This is a genomic window from Marinilabilia salmonicolor JCM 21150 (assembly GCF_000259075.1).
Classification (GTDB): Bacteria; Bacteroidota; Bacteroidia; order Bacteroidales; family Marinilabiliaceae; genus Marinilabilia; species Marinilabilia salmonicolor.
The window spans coordinates 1-18,846 of record NZ_AJKI01000010.1 but is presented as its reverse complement, the minus strand read 5'-3'; the positions used below and the strand labels follow the sequence as shown (position 1 = coordinate 18,846).

The following is an 18,846-nucleotide window of genomic DNA, read 5'->3' as shown; positions in this document are numbered from 1 at the left end:
AACCGAACAATAACATAAAAATCAAAGACAATGAAATCAAAACTGATATTTACGTTCGCCGCAGTGGTAATTCTTGCTTTGGGATTTCTTCCCGGTTGTAGTGAGGATGAGGAGTTTAAAGATGTGTCGGTGACCCCGGTTGAGAAGCTTTATGAACCTGAAAACGAAAAATATACCATATTACAACCTTCCGGAAGTCTGTTTTTTGAATGGTCAAAGGCTTATGCTGCCGACAACAGCATTGTGTATTATGAAGTTTTGTTTGATACACCGGATGGAGACTTTTCAGATCCTCTCTATATTGTTGCTTCTGATAATAAGGGACTTTCTAACGGAGCTACCATTACCCACAAAACAATAAACAATATTGCTGCAAAAGCCGGAATTGAGTTGGGGGAAGAAGGTGTGCTGAAATGGACAGTTCGTTCGAACAGGGGACTCAATTTTGAAAAGGCAAAAGAGTCCAGAACGTTTACACTTATCCGTCTTAACAGTATTAATGGTTTGGAAGGTGCTGAACTGTTTATTACAGGCGAAGGATCCGAGGATGGACAACGCTTCAAAGCAACTGATCAAATTGGAGTATATGAGATTTTCACCAGCCTGGAAGCTGATCAACCTTATTATTTCTATTCAGAACTTGGAGATACTCAAAGAACCTTTATGGTAAACGAAGATCAGGTCTCTTTTAAAGAAACTTACAGTATTCCAGAAGGTGCAACGGTTGCAGAATCAGGCCAATATCGCATCACCCTTGATTTTGAATCCGCTTCCGCAAAAGTGGAACAGATTAATAGTGTGGAGATATTCTTTTGCTGGACCCAGGCGCGCGAAGCATTTACTTATACAGGAGGCGGTGTTTGGCAACTGGAAAACTACAATGTTCAACTGGTAGAAACAAGTTGGGGTTTTGATGAGCGTTATAAGTTTGTTTTTATGGTTGACGGACAGGAAGAGCATTGGGGACAAGGTGAGCCTTTCTTTGACGGCAGACCCGGTATTGATCGGGAAGGATATCGGGATATGGCTATTGTAGGAAGCGGAACCTGGGACGGTCCATTTAAGTTTCCAAATGAGTTGTGTGATGGTGACGATCTCGACCGATACTTTACCGATGTTACTGTTTCAATGACAGCCGACAAGAACTATACTCATGATTTTAGCAATATAACAGAGTAATTTAAATTTAGGAGTTCCCAAGAATTTCCGGACAAGAGGTGTTTTTATCCGATGTCAGAGTGGATTTGAAGGTTTTCTTGAGAACTCCTTTATTGAAAAAACAGATTATATGAGACAAGTATTTATTAGTATTATCGCAGGGCTTATTGCCTTCTCTTGCGGTTCGTATGAGGATGAGTATATCGAAGTGAATCAATTTCCTGACTACTCTTGGGTGGCGGCAGCAGATAGTAGCACCCCTGCTTTTGTGGACCGATACTGGAATACAGAATACCACGTGTTTAACAATACTTTTAGCGGAGAGGTGGCCTGGAATGATTACTGGCCTGAAGCACATGGGTTGGATGTTTTAGTAGATGCATATATCCGAACCGGGGATGAGCGCTATAAAACTGCAATTTATAACTTTTACGAAGGCGTAAAAGCTAAAAACTGGTATGGTGATACCTGGAGAAATGAGTACTATGATGACATGGGATGGCATGGAATGGCTCATATGAGGGCTTATGAAGCAACCGGTGATGAAAGATACAAGGAATCTGCAGAAGATCTGTGGTACTGGATAACCCAGGGATGGACTGATTATCAGGGTGGAGGTATCAAGTGGAGAGAGCAGTCGGATGAGCTTGAGGAAGACAAAGGTATTCCGGCGAATGGTCCTGCAGCGATTATTGCAGCACGGCGCTATCAGAAGTATCCTGATGAGGTTATTGACGGTTTTAATAATCTGGAATGGGCCGTTCGGATTTATGAATGGATGAAATATAATCGTATGGTGTTGTCAACCGGAAGAATTTATGAGCAGTTTGACAATACCAACGGTGACTATTCCTACGATGTCGGAACTTTTATCGGAGCTGCGATTGAATTGTATAACATTACCGGAGAACAGGTCTATATGCGCGATGCAATTAAGGCTGCCCGATATCACATAAGTGCCAATGTTAACTCCAATAACCGGGTGATGACAGACTTTGGAGAGCAGGCCGGAAATAATGGCGGAGGACATGATGTTAACTTGTTTAAAGGCATCTTTGTCAGATACTTCACTCTCCTCATTCAGCATCCCGATCTACCTGAAAGTGATCGGAATAAATTTATCCCGTTTTTGGAAAATAATGCCAACTACCTGTGGACACATGGAACAGAAAAGGAGGCTGATATAAAATTCAGCTATAGCTGGTGGGAATATCCCGGAGAAGATGTTGTGTGGGGTGACCTTCGGTCTGCTATTAGTGGGGCTACAATGATAGAAGCAATGGCCCGACTTGAAAATGATGATTTTTTAAAGTGAGATTTGTTGTATTGGTTTTGGGATTTGTGATAAAACCATCGGATTACCTTGAATAATGGTTTGCTGTTTTTGCCAATTGAAAGCCCCAGATTTTCACTGGTTTCAGTTTGCTTGAAGAATCACTGACAGGTTTCGGGAGTCGGGTGGTTTTTGAACATTTCTTAAAATACAGAAAGATGATTTTTGAGGTTTCATTTGTTTGAAGAGAGGGCCCGAAAATTGCCTTTCTGTATTGTATTTTGAGTAGGTGTAATCATAGACCTATTAAGATCACAATAGGCCGTTAAAAAAAGCATAAACGCAAAGATGCAAAGACGCAAAGTTTTTATTATAAGAGCGTTTCGCGTTCCATTGTTGGGTGCATAAGCAATAAATTATCAAACACTTACAGTGGATCAATGAAGTGTTAAGATCAATAACTTAGATTAAAATTATACGGATGAAACGAGTATGGAACTTTGATTCCTCAAACTTGCTACAAAAGTGCATGTATAAAGGGATTGCGAGTTCAATCCGACTATAATAAGTAAATTTTATACGGATGAAAGAAACAGTCATTGTAATTCTTGGTCTTTTAACTCTTGGGTGCAGCCATTATCAACCCCGTATTACTGAGTATGTAAATCCTTTTCTTGGAACGGCTCCGTTGGTTGATAGTGTGGATGTCGGGTACATTCCCCGTGAGGGTTGGCGGGTTTGGGCCGGATTAACTTTCCCGGGCGCATCCCGACCCAATGCAATGGTTCAGTTAAGCCCTGTTACAGAGTTTGGAAGTGGAGCAGGATATGAATATGAAGATTCGGTAATTTCCGGATTTACACATACCAATAAAGGGCATTGGAATTTGTGCAATATTCCGGTAATGCCTGTTTCCGGTTCTTTTGGAATTGATGATTTTGGTTCTTCCTTCAGCCATGAAAAGGAAGATGCTTCCCCGGGTTTTTACGAAGTTTTTCTTGACCGTTATAAGACGGATGTAAAATTAACCTCAACGCTTCGTTGCGGGTATCATCAATACAGGTTTCGCGAGAACGGAGACAGGAAATTGTTGTTCAATCTTTCCAGATCCAATGAAAGAGTTCGCGGCTGGAATCTGGAGCAGGAAGGAGAGAAGGTATTAAAAGGATATCAGGAAACAGGAAATAAAATCTTTTTTTATGCGGAAACAAACAAATCAATAAAAAGCCTCGACTCACTGACCAACGGTCAGAAACACCTGTTTGTGATCTCTTTTGACAATGATACTGAAATGATCGAGTTAAAAATCGGGCTATCTTTTGTGAGTGTTGAAAATGCAAAGGAAAATCTTCAGAGCGAGGTTGGAACGAAACAGTTTGAAGAGGTTCGCAGGGATGCTGCAATGGAATGGGAGCAATTGCTCTCGAAAGTAAAAGTTTCAGGTGGAACACAGCGGCAAAAGGAGCTGTTTTATTCTTCTTTGTATCGTTCGTTTCTATGGCCTGCCTTACGAAGCGATGTGAATGGAGAATTTCTTAATGTAGGGGGAGAGATTGTAAAGAAGGACTTTAAATATTATACCAACCCGTCGCTATGGGATACCTATAGAAATAAACTTGTTTTGCTGGGAATGTTGTCCCCAGGGGTTACCAATGATGTAATCCGGTCATTGATTGACAGGGGCGAAATTACCGGTTTTATTCCTACATTTTTCCATGGAGATCATGCAGCTCCATTTATAAGCGGATCCTATCTAAGAGGTATAAATGGGTTTGATCTGGGAAAAGCTTATAACTTACTGTTAAGGAATGCCACTATTGAGGGTGGAACGCGTCCATTTATCAGTGAGTATATGGAGAAAGGTTATATCGCAACACCGGAAGTGGACAGCCCTCATGTGGAAACCAGGGCAAAAGCCGGTGTTACCAAAACTCTTGAGTATGCTTATGATGATTACGCAGTTGCTCTGTTGGCTCGCCAATTGGGAAGGGAGGAAGATTATGAAATGTTGATGCAGCGCAGCGGGAATTACGTAAATCTTTTTGATTCTTCTACCGGATTAATGCGCGGTCGGCTTGAGAATGGTCAATGGGTAAGTAACTTTAATGCAGAATATCCTTATTATGAATATATGTATAGGGAAGCGAATGCCTGGCAGTCATCATTCTTTGTTCCACATGATACAAAGGGGCTAATTGAATTGTATGGAGGTGCCGATCTGTTTGAAAGTAAGTTGGATTCCCTGTTCTCTGTTCCGTGGAATGGGAACTATATTGCGCGAAATGTATCTTCTTTTATTGGACAATATTGTCATGGCAACCAGCCCGATCATAGTTTTCCTTATTTGTACTACTTTGTGGGTAAGCAAAACAAATCTCAGCAACTTCTCGATTCTTTGATGAATCATTTTTATGGAATGGGAGAATCAGGTCTTGCGCTTTGCGGAATGGATGATGCTGGAGAGATGTCTGCCTGGTATGTATTTAGTGCAATGGGCTTGTATCCATATTCTCCTGCAGATGATGAATACATCGTTTCAGTTCCTCTTTTCGACAAAGTTGAACTGCGTTTGAGCCGTGAGCATACCGTGAATATTCAGAAAAGAGGCACCGGAAAAGAAATATCCCTCATTTCGTGTGATGATGCCACGGTAGATGGATATTTTGTGTCGCACAAAGACCTAGTTCATTGCGATGATTTAATAATTACTACAGAGCAAGAACTTAATGTTGATTAGACTGGACATTGAAGGATATAGAGAAGTCAAAGTTCAAAAATACAGATTACATTGATCAATTAAAATCAGATGGTATGGGAAATGGAAAAAGGAAAATGGTTTTAGGTGCGAGCCTTATCATGGCTACATCGTTGTTGACGGGTTTTAATGATGGTCGTGAATCATCACAATACCTTGAAAAGAGTGAGATTACACTCAATCGTGTGCTGGAACTTTATGATGGAGGTTTTAAGCATTTGTTTAATGAAACCTATCCTTATCAGGAGAGTAATAAAGCAACTTACCTGGCCGGTGAAGATACGCTTCAAGGGAAGCGTGTTGCCTATCTTTGGCCTACATCGGGAATATTCTCGGGTGTAAATGCATTGTTGAGAGAAACGCATGATTCCGATTATGAAGAGATTTTGAATGAGATCATTGTTCCGGGGCTTGAGAATTATTATGATGATAAACGTGAGCCGGCCTGTTACCAGTCTTATATTGTTCAGGCAGGTGAGAGTGACCGGTTTTATGATGACAATATCTGGCTGGCCATTGATTTTCTGGAAGCATTTCAGTTAACCAACGAACAGGCCTATCTCGACAGGTCCGAGACGCTCTGGAAGTTTATTCTGAGTGGTTGGGACAGTCAACTGGGAGGGGGTATTTATTGGTGTGAACAAAAGAAAGCATCAAAAAACACCTGTTCAAATGCTCCTGCAGCGGTCCTTGCCTTTAAATTGTTTGAGGTGACTCAGGATGACTACTATTTGGACTGGGGAAAGAAGATCTATCATTGGACAAAAGATAATTTACAGGATCCTGAGGATCATCTATATTTCGATAATTTAGCTTTGGATGGCAGAATTGATCGGAGAAAGTTTACTTACAATACGGGTCAAATGCTTCAGGCTGCTGTAATGATATATAAAATTACCAGGGAAGCCTGTTATCTGTCCGAAGCAGAGGTGATTGCTGAATCTGCAATAAACCGTTTTACCGAGAGCTTTTCTATCCCTGAAGGGGATGATGTCAGGTTGTTTAAGGGTACGGATAATTGGTTTAATGTGATTATGTTCAGGGGGTTTGAGGAGTTGTATGCCGTGAATAACAATCCTGTATATATAGATGTCTTTAAAGATAATCTGGATTATTTATGGCACCATGTACGGGATGAAAACGGATTGTTCAGTAAAAGCTGGGCTGCCGGAGATGATGGAAATCCTAAATGGCTTCTTGACCAGGCCAGTATGATTGAATTTTATGCATCGATATCTAAATATTATTAAAAACTGAATTTTATGACATCAAGACGAGATTTTATTAAAAAAGGTGGAATTGCCATTGCCGGCTTATCGTTGTCCGGACCTGTTTTGGCATCTTCCGTGGCAGGTAGTGCAGTCGCATCTTATGTCACCAATCGGCCTCCGGAAGGAAAGCGAAACTTTACTTCTAAGGCTGTTGAAGCAACCATCCGAAAGACCAAAAGAGAAATAAATGATCCTAAACTGGCATGGATGTTTGAGAATTGTTTTCCTAATACCCTGGATACAACAGTTGAGTTTTCAATGAAGAATGGCAGGCCCGATACTTTTGTGATTACCGGGGATATTCATGCCATGTGGTTAAGAGATTCAACTGCTCAGGTATGGCCTTATCTGCCATTGGTAAATAAAGATAAGGAGTTGAAGGATGTGATTGCCGGTCTTGTAAACCGACAAACGCAGTGTGTTCTGGTTGATCCTTATGCAAATGCGTTCAACAAAGAGCCCGATCCGGATACCGAATGGATGAGTGATATTACTGATATGAAGCCCGAACTTCACGAACGTAAATGGGAAATAGACTCTCTTTGTTATACTGTACGGTTGGCCTATAATTACTGGAAAGTGTCCGGCGATACTAAGGTGTTTGATCAGGATTGGAAACGTTCAGCTCAGCTCATCTATAACACTTTTGTCGAACAACAGCGAAAAGATGGTGTAGGGCCCTATAAGTTCCAAAGAAAAACCGAAAGACAATTGGATACCCTCTCCAATGAGGGGCTTGGACGTCCGGTGAAACCGGTGGGGCTTATAAACTCCTCTTTCCGTCCTTCTGATGATGCCACTACATTTGGGTTTTTAATTCCTTCAAACCTTTTTGCAGTGATATCTCTGAAACAAATGGCCGAGATCAGTGAGCAGGTTACAGGAGATACGTCATTTGCCGGAAGATGTCGTGCGTTAGCAGCAGAGGTGGATCAGGCTGTCAAAGACTACGGAATTGTGAAGCATCCCAAATATGGCGATGTATTTGCTTTTGAAGTGGATGGATATGGCAATGCCACTTTTATGGACGATGCCAATATCCCAAGTTTGATTGCTTTGCCTTACTTGGATTCTGTTAAAAGGAATGACCCTGTATATGCGAATACCCGGAAATTGATATGGAGCTATGATAATCCTTATTTCTTTAAAGGTAAAGCCGCTGAAGGTATTGGAGGTCCACATATTGGTTACGATATGATATGGCCCATGAGTATAATTATGAAAGCCATGACCAGTAATGATGACAAGGAGATTAAATGGTGTATTAAAACCTTAAGAGATACCGATGCGGATACCGGTTTTATGCATGAGACATTTCACAAGGATGATCCCTCAAATTTTACCAGATCATGGTTTGCCTGGGTAAATACTTTGTTTGGAGAGTTGATTCTTAAACTCGTTGATTCTGGAAAGAGTAATTTGCTGGAGGTATAATAAATCTGTGGCGATTATTGGTTCAAAGCCGCATACTTTCTGTAAAAATGGGAAATGGGTCTTTTTCTGACAAGATAAACTTAAGTGACTAATTTATTTGTTATTTTAAATTTTAAGTTATGAAAGGAAAGATTTTTACTACATGTCTTGTGATGGGAATGTTTTGCTTGCAAATGGCCGATGCTCAAAAGCAGGTTCCTGTTAAATTTATCAAGAATTAGTTTGCTGTTTGTCTATAAACTTGACAAGGGAATGTTTTAGGTGGTTACCACATGCCATATTGGTATGTGGTAACCATTATACCCGCTAACCAAATCTATTTAAAATGAAAAAAAATCTACTCTTCCTATTTATTGGTATATGCATAGTATCAGGGCTTAATGCTCAACCCTCAAGGTCTGAGGCTAAGCTTGCAGCCGATTGTTACAATAATGCGTACTATAATAATTATGCTTCAGGTAAAGCTTTTTATTATCATGATGTTTACCGGAATGATCCATTGTCTTTTTGGACGCTGGCTGAAGCGATTGAGACAATGATAGATGCTGCCGTTATTAGTAAGGATAATGGATTGAGAAATGCAGTTTCTGATCTTTTTTATGGCTTTGTTGATCTTCATGGTTCTAACTGGTCAAATAATATATACAATGATGATTTGATTTGGGGTGCATTAATGGGAGCTCGAGCCTATTTAATGCATGGCGATTCTTATATGAAGGACATTGCTAAATTCAATTTTGATCTTGTGTGGGATCGGGGTTGGGACAACACGATTGATGGTGGCATTTGGTGGACTACCAACCGACAAACAAAAAATGCCTGTGTTAATGCTCCGGCAGCTCTCACTGCTATGTTTCTTTTTTATATCACCGGCGAATCTCATTACAAAACAAAAGCGGAAAATATCATAAGTTGGATGAATGATAAGTTGTATGAAAACGGGAAAATCAACGGGGCAATCAATCGAAATTTTGTTATTACCGAAGGTCCCCGAACCTATACACAGGGCACCTATATTGGAGCATGCAATGAGTTATTCGCAATTACTGATAATAATTCATACTTATCTAATTCGATTGAAGCTATGAATTTCACCCGAAATCAAATGTGTAATTCAAACGGGTTACTTCCTGATGAATATGACACTTTTGATTGTCAGGCATTTAAGGGCATTTTCGCGCGTTGGGCCTGCAAATTCGTTGCAGACCGGGGGCTTGCAGGAACTTATGGTGCATGGTTGAATTACAATGCTCAACAGGCTTGGGATAATAGAAACAGTAGTGGTTTGATGTGGGGCCAATGGTGGCACCGTGCGCCAGATGCTTATTTGAATGCATGGGAAAGTTCTTCCGGGGTTGCTATCATGAATAATGTTCATCTTTTTAACGATTTGAAGTCAACCGGAATTTCTTCCATGCTCGAAAAATCTGGTGATTACAATATTGGATTTTCAGTATTGCCCAATCCTGCAAATGAGTATTTTATTGTTGACATGGGTATGGAGCTTGGGAACATTAATGTAATGGATATGTCAGGAAAAATTGTTTTAACCAAGGCGGAAGTTAGTGGTGAAACTGAAGTTAATATTAACCGATTGGAACGCGGAATTTACTTTGTTGTTATGGAGAAGCATAATCAGGTTAGAACAGAGAAGTTAATTGTTGAATAATTACCAATAATGTATTTTTAATGGTCATTAATTTTTAGTTTCTATGAGTAAAACAAATTCTTTTTTAAAAGTGATGCCCGTATTATTCGGGTTCTTTATCATGGGTTTTGTTGATGTGGTGGGGATTTCCACCAGCTATGTTCAGGCAGATTTCGGGTTAAGTGATTCGATTGCAAATCTGTTACCTATGATGGTTTTTTTATGGTTTGCCGTTTTTTCGGTGCCAACCGGAATGTTAATGAATAAAATAGGGCGAAAGAATACTGTTTTACTTAGTATGGTCATCACTTTTTGTGCGATGTTGGTGCCTTTGGTGGCCTATGATTATATCGTTGTTTTGATTGCGTTTGCTCTTTTGGGAATAGGTAATACTATTTTGCAGGTGTCGCTAAATCCGCTTGTTTCCAATGTTGTAAGTCAGGATAAATTAACCAGTCGGTTGACTCTGGGCCAGTTTATTAAGGCTATTGCCTCATTTTTAGGCCCCATTATAGCCGGATTTGCTGCTGCCACATTGGGAGGTTGGAAGATGCTGTTTCCTATTTTTGCCGGAGCAACCCTTTTATCCTCCATTTGGCTGTGGTTAACACCAATTTCGGAAGATGAGCGAGTGGAATCCACCACCTCCTTTGGTCAGGCATTTGGATTGTTAGGCGATCGTGCCATATTGTTGTTGTTTTTTGGAATTCTCTTTGTCGTAGGAGCGGATGTGGGGATGAATATGGTTACCCCTAAACTTTTGATGGAGCGTGGAGGTATGGCTCTGGAGCAAGCAGGGCTGGGAACCAGCACTTATTTTGCGGCCCGGACTGTGGGAGCCCTGACCGGTGCTATATTGCTGGCAAAGTTCTCTGCCAGAGGGTTTTTTAAGATTAGTATGTTTGTTGCAATAGGTGCAATGGTACTTTTAATGATTTCGTCGGGCACCGTTCTTATTTTTACCATGGTTGCCGTTATTGGATTTGCTTTGGCTAATATCTTTTCAATTATTTTTTCTTTGGCGTTGCAGAAAAGACCTGAGCGGGGAAATGAAATTTCAGGACTTATGATTATGGGTGTTGCCGGAGGTGCTATTCTTCCTCCATTGATGGGCCTTGCTTCTGATGCCATAGGACAAATCGGCGGGCTGTTGGTGATATTTGCTGGTTTGCTTTATCTCTTATTTACTGCATTTGTTGTTAAAGTGGAGAAAAAATAGCTTACCGATTTCGGAGATATTTATTATTGATCGCAACGCGACCAATAATAAGGGGTGGATTCTTCTAATCACAGGGCTTTGTCCTGGCCTGGTGCTTTCAGCCTGTTTACACCTCAACTGTCTTATGTATTAGGCAGGTTAAGAAGTATTGTGATGTTATTTGTAATTTGTTAAAAAAGTCTAAACCAGGAGATGCGGTTGTGCAAAGTTTTTTTATCAAGGTGTTGAGTGAGTCCTTTGGAATTACTAAAGCTTCTTGTTAATAATTCTTAAAGGGGTTTAGCAAAGTAGTAAGTGTTCTTATAAAAATAAAAAAGGTGCGAGTAGGATGACTCCACTTATATATTGGTTAAAAAAATGATTATGAAACGATTTTTCTTATATAATTTTAGTTTTTTACTGGCGATCATGCTTGTTTTTTCATCGTGCAATTCAAATGCACCGGTAAAATCATATATGACAGAGCTTAGAGCTCCCGCTTATCCTTTGATTACCATAGATCCTTATACCAGTGCGTGGTCTATGACCGATAACTTGTATGAAAAGCCTGTGCAGCACTGGACCGGAAAAACTCATTCTCTGATTGGTGCTGTCCGTGTAGATGGCCAGGTATATCGCTTCCTGGGTTCAGAGGATATTCCGTTAGAACCTCTTCTTCCCATGGCTAAGGACAGTGCCTGGGTAGGGGATTATACTTTGAAGACACCTGTTGCCGGTTGGCAGAACAGTGGCTTTAATTCGCAGGACTGGAAAGCGGGGCCTGCAGCATTTGGTACCCCCGGTATGAATGCCATTGGTACACCCTGGGAAAGCGAAGAGGTATGGGTGCGCCGGGAGTTTTCTATGCCGGTTGTGAATCAGGATGAAAAATTGTTTTTGGTGTATTCGCATGATGATGACTTTGAGTTGTATATCAATGGCAAAGAGATTGTTAATACCGGGAACAGAGCCAAAAGTGAAGTGGTTCAGGAGTTGGATGTCTCTTTGCTGAATCTGGAGGGGCAGAATGTTATTGCAGCTCATTGTCTCGATAGAGGAGGACTTGCCTATGTGGATTTTGGGATTTATAAAGAAAGTGAACAGAAGGAGGTTTTTGAGAAAACCGCTCAGCAGAAGAAGGTTTCCCTTTCTGCGACTCAAACACAATACGATTTTGTTTGTGGCCCTGTTGATTTAACAGTCACTTTTGTTTCCCCTTTGCTTCCGGACGACCCTGATTTGCTGTCCCGGCCGGTTAATTATGTCAATTATGAAGTGGCTGCCAATGACGGGCAACATCATGATGTGCAGGTCTATTTTGAAACCACACCCGAATGGGCTGTGAATGAAGTTAGTCAGATGGTAACTGTCTCCAAAGGTGAGAGTGAGGGGCTTAACTATCTGAAGGCCGGAACCAAAGAGCAATCTGTTTTAGGGAAGAAAGGAGACAATGTCAGAATTGACTGGGGCTATTTTTATTTGGCTGCAGGAAATACGGAAGGAGTTACATTGGGTATTGATGGCTTTTTTGAGGCTAAAAAGTCTTTTGTGGAATCAGGCAGAGTGAAGGGGAAGGATACAATGACTGCCCAACTGAACCGATCCATGCCTGCCATGGCTTATGTGAAGCAGCTGGGTGAGGTTTCAGAAGAACCATCTGGCGATTTTTTAATGATTGCCTACGATGATGTTGAGTCTATTCAATATTTTGGAGATAACCTGAAGGCATGGTGGACCCGCGAAGGTACGGTGACTATTGATGAAGTGATGACTGCTTCTCTGATGGATTATGAAACGGTGATGAGTCGGCTTGCCGTTTTCGATAATCAGTTGTGGGAAGAAGCTGTAGCTGCCGGAGGTAAAGATTATGCAGATCTTTGTGTATTGGCATTTCGTCAATCTATTGCAGCTCATAAATTGGTGAAAGATACCGATGGAAATATACTTTTCCTTTCTAAAGAGAATTTCAGCAATGGTTCAATAGGTACCGTGGATATTACTTATCCTTCAGCTCCTCTGTTTCTGAAATACAATCCCGATTTGTTGAAAGGAATGATGAATCCTATTTTTTATTATACGGAAAGCGGAAAGTGGGATAAGCCTTTTGCTGCGCATGATGTGGGAACTTACCCCATTGCCAATGGTCAAACGTATGGAGGAGATATGCCTGTGGAAGAGTCTGGAAATATGTTAATATTGACAACAGCCATAGCCGATGTGGAGGGAAATGCTGATTATGCTGAAGAGCACTGGGAGGCCCTGACTACCTGGGCTGATTATTTACTTGAGAATGGGTTGGATCCGGATAACCAGCTCTGTACTGATGACTTTGCCGGTCATTTTGCCCACAATGTAAATCTGTCTGTAAAAGCCATTGTGGGAGTTGCAGGATACGGGCGTTTGGCTCAGATGCTGGGTAAAGAAGACATTGCAGCTAAATACACAGAGGAGGCTAAACGTATGGCTAGCGAGTGGATGCAAATGGCAGATGACGGAGATCATTACCGGCTTACTTTTGATCGACCCGGAACCTGGAGTCAGAAATACAATCTTGTTTGGGATAAGTTATTGGATTTAGGAATTTTTCCTGATGAGGTTGCCCAAACCGAAGTTCAGTATTATCTGACAAAACAAAACAAATACGGACTTCCGCTGGACAACCGGGATACTTATACGAAATCGGACTGGGTGGTTTGGACGGCTACTTTGGCTGATGATCACGAAACTTTTAAGGCATTTATTTCTCCTTTACATAGTTATGTAACCGAGACACCAGATCGTGTTCCTATGAGTGACTGGTATCGAACTACCGATGCTACCCAGGTTGGATTTCAGGCAAGATCAGTCGTTGGTGGGTATTTTATTAAAATGCTTGAGGAATAAGTATTATACTGCATTTCGCCCCTCTCTGCAAGTTTTCCTGCTGAGAGGGGTTTATCTTAGTTTCACAGAATCTTATGAGGTTTTTAAAGGAGTTTCTTTTTTTATCGCTGTTGATGATAGTTGGTTGTCAGGGAGATGAAAAGAAAGATGGTGATGAAACGCGATTGTTGCCACAGAAAAATCAGTTCGAAAAAGTTATCGGAGGAAAGAAAACAAGTCTGTTTTATCTTTCCAATGACTCGGGGATGAAGGCGGCTATCACCAATTATGGTGGTCGTGTTGTAGGTTTAATTGTACCTGATAAAGAGGGTAAACCTGTCGATGTTGTTTTGGGTTTCGCCAGTATCGATGAATATCAGGCATCTGCAGAACCATACTATGGTGCTTTGATTGGTCGAGTAGGTAATCGTATAACCAACGGACGGTTTTCCATAGGAGGGGTGGATTATACGGTTACACGCAATAACGGGCCAAATACGTTACATGGTGGTGCAATGGGCTTTCATTCCGTTGTTTGGGATGCAGAACAAGAATCTGATTCATCACTGATTTTAAAGTATTTTTCGCCCCACGGGGAAGAGGGTTTCCCTGGAAATCTTGAGGTGAAAGTGGTATATACCCTGAGTTCCGGAAATTGGTTAGAAATGAAGTATTGGGCTAAAACAGATGCCTTAACTCCGGTGAATCTTACCAATCATGCCTTTTTTAATCTGAATGGCGAGGGAAGTGGTACCATTAATAATCACATCATGATGATTGATGCGGGATTTTATACTCCCGTTGATTCTATGTTGATTCCTACCGGAGAGCTGAGATTTGTAGAGAACACTCCTTTTGATTTCAGGATCCCTGTGAAGATTGGATCCAGGCTGGGTACTTCGGCCTGCGTGCAATTGAAATATGGTCATGGCTATGATCATAATTTTGCACTCAATCCATCCGAAGAGAAGGTGTCACTGGCAGCCCGGGTAAGAGGAGATAAAACGGGTATTGTGATGTCTGTATATACCAATGAGCCCGGCTTGCAGTTTTATGGAGGAAATTTCATGAAAAGTGAAAACAGGCTTAAATCAGGTGTGGACGATCATTTTCGTACCGCCTTTTGTCTGGAAACACAGCACTTTCCCGATGCGGTTAATCAGCCCGGCTTTCCTTCAGTGTTGCTGGATAAAGGAGAGGTGTTTAACTCTGTTTCAATTTATGAGTTTGATGTGAAGTAAAAGAAATATTAAAAGATGAGTTACAAACATATAATTTTCGACTTAGATGGGACTTTGCTTGATACAGAGTCTGCAGATATGAAATCCTTACAGGAAGTTTTACAAGAAGTTCAAGATAAAGAGTTTTCCATAGATGAACTTAGATTTGTTTTGGGTATTCCAATGGATAAAGCCCTAAAAGCGCTCAAAGTAGAGGATGTCGATTATGCAAGGTCATTGTGGACAATGAAATTTGAAACTCACTTTTCAGAGGTTAAGTTATTCCCAGGTGTTGTTGACCTTATTGACTCTATAAAGAAAATGGGTTTAGAAGTCGGAATTATAACCTCTAAAACCCGTGAAGAATACATCAATGATTTTTTGCCATTTAGTTTAAGTAATGAATTTAGCATTTCTTTATGCATAGATGATTATAGAATTGCAAAACCATCTTCTGAAGGCATGAGAATGTATCTAAATGTAGCAAATTTAAAAGCTCAGGAAGTACTCTTCATTGGTGATACTATTTATGATTTTGGGTGTGCTGATGGTATAGGGGCCGATTTTGGCTTAGCGAAATGGGGAAGTAGTGGTTTAAAAGGGACAGACGCAAAATATATTTTCAATGCACCGGAGGATGTACTTTTTATTTTGAATATTATTGATTCGGGTGAAGGTATTATATAAAATAAGTTTGTTTGTTGATGACAGAATATTCTCCAAACCTGTAGTTGAGATATATAACAAAAAGCTGTAAATCAATTGATTTACAGCTTTTTTATTAGAAGAGTTAATTTATTTTATTTGTAAATGAAAGTGTTGTCTTTACTGATTTTAGTTATTCACCATTTTGTTCTCATTCGTTTTGATGATGTTTGAGCGTTTTTGACTTTTTGAGTCATTTACAAAGTTAGGGGATTGAGGGATGAAATGCAATTTTGATTGTATTGATTTTGTGTGTTTTGTGGTTGTTTGAGGGATGCTGTTTTTTGGTGAAGTAAGGCAAAAGGAAAGAAAAGAGAATAGTATTTAAGAAAAAGGGGAGTGATGTGAAGATGATGTCTCTTTTGAGCTTTTGGAGATAGGGTGTTTCGAATGAAATGGGGGTTTTTATTTAGGATTGTGGTTGTTGATTGGTGTCAGGGATAAGAATGCTGTTTAATAGGGATAAATAGGGGCAAAACCTAATAAATTTAATGGGGTTAGTCGTAGATGTATTCTTTTACTTCTTCTGTAGCAAAGCCGGCGAAGTCGGCGAATTCTTTGATGGTTACGAATTGATGGGGTTCTTTACCCAGGCGCTTACGGATGTTGTCCAGGATGCGGTAACCGGTTTTTTCGCTTTTGCCTGTGATGCGCTGGATGTCCTTGGCGTAAATGCATATTCGTTTTGTCTTGGCTAGAATTTCAGGGATGTATTCAATTCCTTTTGCTTTAGCATCTTTGTAAGCTTTATTTTCAGCATCCAGTGTTTCCCACCTGTGTTTTATTCGTATATCCTGAACGGTCTCGTAGGCCAGTTTCTGCACATGAAATCGGTCTATTACACGTGTGGCTTTTGGGAAGCATTTTTTGATAATAAGGTTCATATTACCGGCCATATCCAGGGTAACTTCTCGAACAATTTTACGCTGTTGAGCCGGGTAATGCTCAAGTATGAGTTTGATGATATCACTGGATTGAGTGCCTTTAAACATACCAACGATGGTGCCTTTCTTTCCTTTTCTCGCTTTGTTGGTAATAATGGTATAAAGTTCACCATTGGATAAAGCAGTCTCGTCGATTGTCAAACAAGGCCCGAGGTTTTTGGGATAGACAATGTATCGATCTGCATGCAGCACTTGCTTCCATGTGTAGAAATCACTCAGTTTCTCTTTGTATTGACGTTGAAAGTTGCGTCCATTAACGCCCAGGTATGTTTCCACACTTTGACAACTAATGGCATTAGAATCGACTAATTTCTTTTAAAAAAGCAGCATACTCTGCGCTCATGCGAGTACCCTGGGCTACTAAACTCCAATCTCTGGTTACTTTCTTTGTTTTGCCATCAATCTCAACATCCCATCGACGCCGTTTAACACTTAAGGTTACTAACATGTTACGAATAGGATAATCATTGATCTGGCGAGAATCCATGAAACCACTGGACTTGTATTTATACGTCTTATATTCTTCAGGGATTTTATTCTTCTCTTCCAGATAGATAGTCAATGTTTTATCATAAACATATTTTCCACTTTCGCCTTTTTCCAAGCCTACTATATTAAAGTGATCCAAAACACCCTCGGGGAGTATAAGCTCTAACAAAGATTGATTTATATCTTCTTTCATCTGCATGTATTTATTTAATGCAAAGATGAACTATTTTAGATTTTGACCCAACTTTTGGGAGTGATCCGTGGCTTTTTCAAGCTTGTCTTGCTCTGTCAGGTCGTGGTATTCAAATAAATCTCTGGTTGTTTTTAGGACTTCTTCATCAATTCCAAAATAGAGGTTTTTGAGGTAGGATCCGGTAATGACTTTGTTGTTCAGGAGGGATTCGGAATAACATTCCCAAAGTCTTTTCCTGATTTTGTCGAGGTAAGGATTGATTTGAGAGGCTTCTCTGGATTTTGGTTTTACTTTTCCTGCTTCCTTATTCCACAATTCCGGAGAGATAAATCTCTTGATGGAAAATTCGGTTCGCTTGCCATTGATGGAAATGCGGGCATAGATAGGTGCCTGTCCTTCAGTTATTCTGGCGGTTCGAATGATGAAGCTTACTGTAAAATTTTGAGCGTTTGCCATGGTTACTGTGTTAAATGTTTGACAATTTGTTCACCGGAAATTGCTCCGGAAACGCTCAAAATTCATCGGAAAAATGAAATGAGAATTTTTGTAACAAACAGAAAGCCAGTTGTTCGTGGCGATGCTGGTGAACAAAGTTAATAAAAAAATCTGTTCACCAGTTTGTTCACCATCATTGTGTTTTTTGATGGTTTTTGATGAATACCCCAAAAACACAAAAAGCTGTAAATCAAACGATTTACAGCTTTTTGGTTTTGGATGAATGTTAAAATGTGATCCGGGCGGGACTTATTTTGTGAAACAAAGGTGTTTCTTGCAAGTGCTAAAATCATTAAAAAAACACCCTAAAATGCAACAAAATAGAGGCCTTTGATAATATTCTGTTTTTTCGCTTGGTTTCTTTACTTTTCATTTTGTGAATGCAAAGAGGGTGCAAATGTTGTAAAGTTGCACCCTATTTCATATCTTTGTTTGTGTAAATTCTAACTTGCTTAAAGGATGGCTTCATTAAAATTTTTTATTCGTACACAACTAAGCGACACCTCCAAAAAACCTGTTAATATTCGGGTAAGGCTTCGGGATCGTCAAAAGGACACCTATTCAAAAACTCATCTAAGCATTCCGGCTAAATTTTGGAATCAAAAAGCACGGACAACCCGCACCAAAATTTCTAACTCAGGAGACTTTGCGGAAAGAGACTGGTATAAAGACCAGCTGGAAGCATTGGAAAGGCATATCCTGAAATCTTACCAAGACGGCGGGGAACTTTCCAAAGAGTGGCTTTCTGAATGTATTGAGAAATTCAGAAGCCCTGAAAGCTTTGAGAAAAAGCCAGTCACTTTGTTTGACTATATTTCCCATTTTATAGAGCAGTCAGAGCAAAGCATAAATCCTAAAACTGGCAGCCCAGTACATTACCGCATTCGCCGGGACTATATAAAGACTTTTGATTTGCTCAAAGAGTTTGCCGGTGGGCGTGTTATTGACTTCAAAAGTATCGACCTTGATTTTTATAATGATTGGATAAACTTTCTCCAAACAAAAAACATAGGATCCACAGAGGAACCGAAATACTACAAAGCCAATACCGTTGGCAAGTTCGTTAAAAACCTGAAAGTATTTCTGAATAAAGCAACGGAGGACGGCATAAATACAAACCTACGGTACAAGTCACATCGCTTTGTTAAAATTCAGGTAGAGACAGACAGCATCTATCTAAATGAAGCCGAATTGAGCCGCA

14 protein-coding genes are annotated in these 18,846 nt (G+C 40.3%); 11 read left to right on the top strand and 3 right to left on the bottom strand.

The features are described 5' to 3' along the window. Nucleotides 1-30 precede the first annotated feature (30 nt). From W7W_RS21855 to W7W_RS0106330, 10 genes are all read left to right on the top strand, one after another. Entirely contained in the window at nt 31-1,179 is a 1,149-nt protein-coding gene (locus W7W_RS21855; RefSeq protein WP_010662983.1) for a SusE domain-containing protein, read from the top strand. Nucleotides 1,180-1,288: 109 nt separating this feature from the next. Further along, nucleotides 1,289-2,473, top strand: a complete 1,185-nt coding sequence (locus W7W_RS0106375; RefSeq protein ID WP_010662982.1) for a glycoside hydrolase family 76 protein — start codon at nt 1,289-1,291, stop codon at nt 2,471-2,473. A gap of 541 nt (nt 2,474-3,014) precedes the next feature. After that, nucleotides 3,015-5,168, top strand: coding sequence for a GH92 family glycosyl hydrolase (locus W7W_RS0106370; RefSeq protein ID WP_010662981.1), 2,154 nt, complete (start codon nt 3,015-3,017; stop codon nt 5,166-5,168). A gap of 74 nt (nt 5,169-5,242) precedes the next feature. Then, the gene (locus W7W_RS0106365) at nt 5,243-6,436 is read left to right on the top strand and encodes a glycoside hydrolase family 76 protein (RefSeq protein ID WP_010662980.1); all 1,194 of its coding nucleotides are present in this window, start codon (nt 5,243-5,245) and stop codon (nt 6,434-6,436) included. Between the two features lie 12 nt (nt 6,437-6,448). After that, nucleotides 6,449-7,891 (top strand): glycoside hydrolase family 125 protein, encoded by a 1,443-nt coding sequence (locus W7W_RS0106360; RefSeq protein WP_010662979.1) that lies wholly within the window; start codon nt 6,449-6,451, stop codon nt 7,889-7,891. A gap of 325 nt (nt 7,892-8,216) precedes the next feature. Continuing rightward, nucleotides 8,217-9,560: a glycoside hydrolase family 76 protein gene (locus W7W_RS21850; protein ID WP_010662978.1), complete on the top strand. Its 1,344-nt coding sequence runs from the start codon at nt 8,217-8,219 to the stop codon at nt 9,558-9,560. 43 nt (nt 9,561-9,603) lie between these two features. Continuing rightward, the gene (locus W7W_RS0106345) at nt 9,604-10,758 is read left to right on the top strand and encodes an MFS transporter (protein WP_025007003.1); all 1,155 of its coding nucleotides are present in this window, start codon (nt 9,604-9,606) and stop codon (nt 10,756-10,758) included. Between the two features lie 363 nt (nt 10,759-11,121). Next, nucleotides 11,122-13,620 carry a glutaminase domain-containing protein gene (locus W7W_RS0106340; RefSeq protein WP_010662976.1) on the top strand — a complete coding sequence of 833 codons (2,499 nt, stop codon included), beginning with the start codon at nt 11,122-11,124 and terminating at the stop codon, nt 13,618-13,620. Nucleotides 13,621-13,694: 74 nt separating this feature from the next. Further along, nucleotides 13,695-14,840: an aldose epimerase family protein gene (locus tag W7W_RS0106335; RefSeq protein ID WP_010662975.1), complete on the top strand. Its 1,146-nt coding sequence runs from the start codon at nt 13,695-13,697 to the stop codon at nt 14,838-14,840. A gap of 15 nt (nt 14,841-14,855) precedes the next feature. Continuing rightward, entirely contained in the window at nt 14,856-15,506 is a 651-nt protein-coding gene (locus W7W_RS0106330; protein WP_010662974.1) for an HAD family hydrolase, read from the top strand. A 515-nt stretch (nt 15,507-16,021) separates the two neighbouring features. Here the strand turns inward: W7W_RS0106330 and W7W_RS21845 are convergent. Genes W7W_RS21845 through W7W_RS0106315 form a run of 3 tightly spaced genes read right to left on the bottom strand, consistent with a single transcriptional unit; the run spans nt 16,022 to nt 17,606 of the window. Then, entirely contained in the window at nt 16,022-16,744 is a 723-nt protein-coding gene (locus W7W_RS21845; protein WP_010662973.1) for an ISAon1 family transposase, read from the bottom strand. Nucleotides 16,745-16,763: 19 nt separating this feature from the next. Continuing rightward, on the bottom strand, nt 16,764-17,150 hold the full coding sequence (locus W7W_RS0106320) for an ISAon1 family transposase N-terminal region protein (protein WP_029510409.1): 387 nt from the start codon (nt 17,148-17,150) through the stop codon (nt 16,764-16,766). A gap of 30 nt (nt 17,151-17,180) precedes the next feature. Continuing rightward, nucleotides 17,181-17,606 (bottom strand): Arm DNA-binding domain-containing protein, encoded by a 426-nt coding sequence (locus tag W7W_RS0106315; RefSeq protein ID WP_010662971.1) that lies wholly within the window; start codon nt 17,604-17,606, stop codon nt 17,181-17,183. Nucleotides 17,607-18,104: 498 nt separating this feature from the next. Here W7W_RS0106315 and W7W_RS22830 point away from each other — a divergent pair. After that, the coding region (locus W7W_RS22830; protein WP_010662969.1) for a phage integrase SAM-like domain-containing protein at nt 18,105-18,846 on the top strand (742 nt) is incomplete at its 3' end.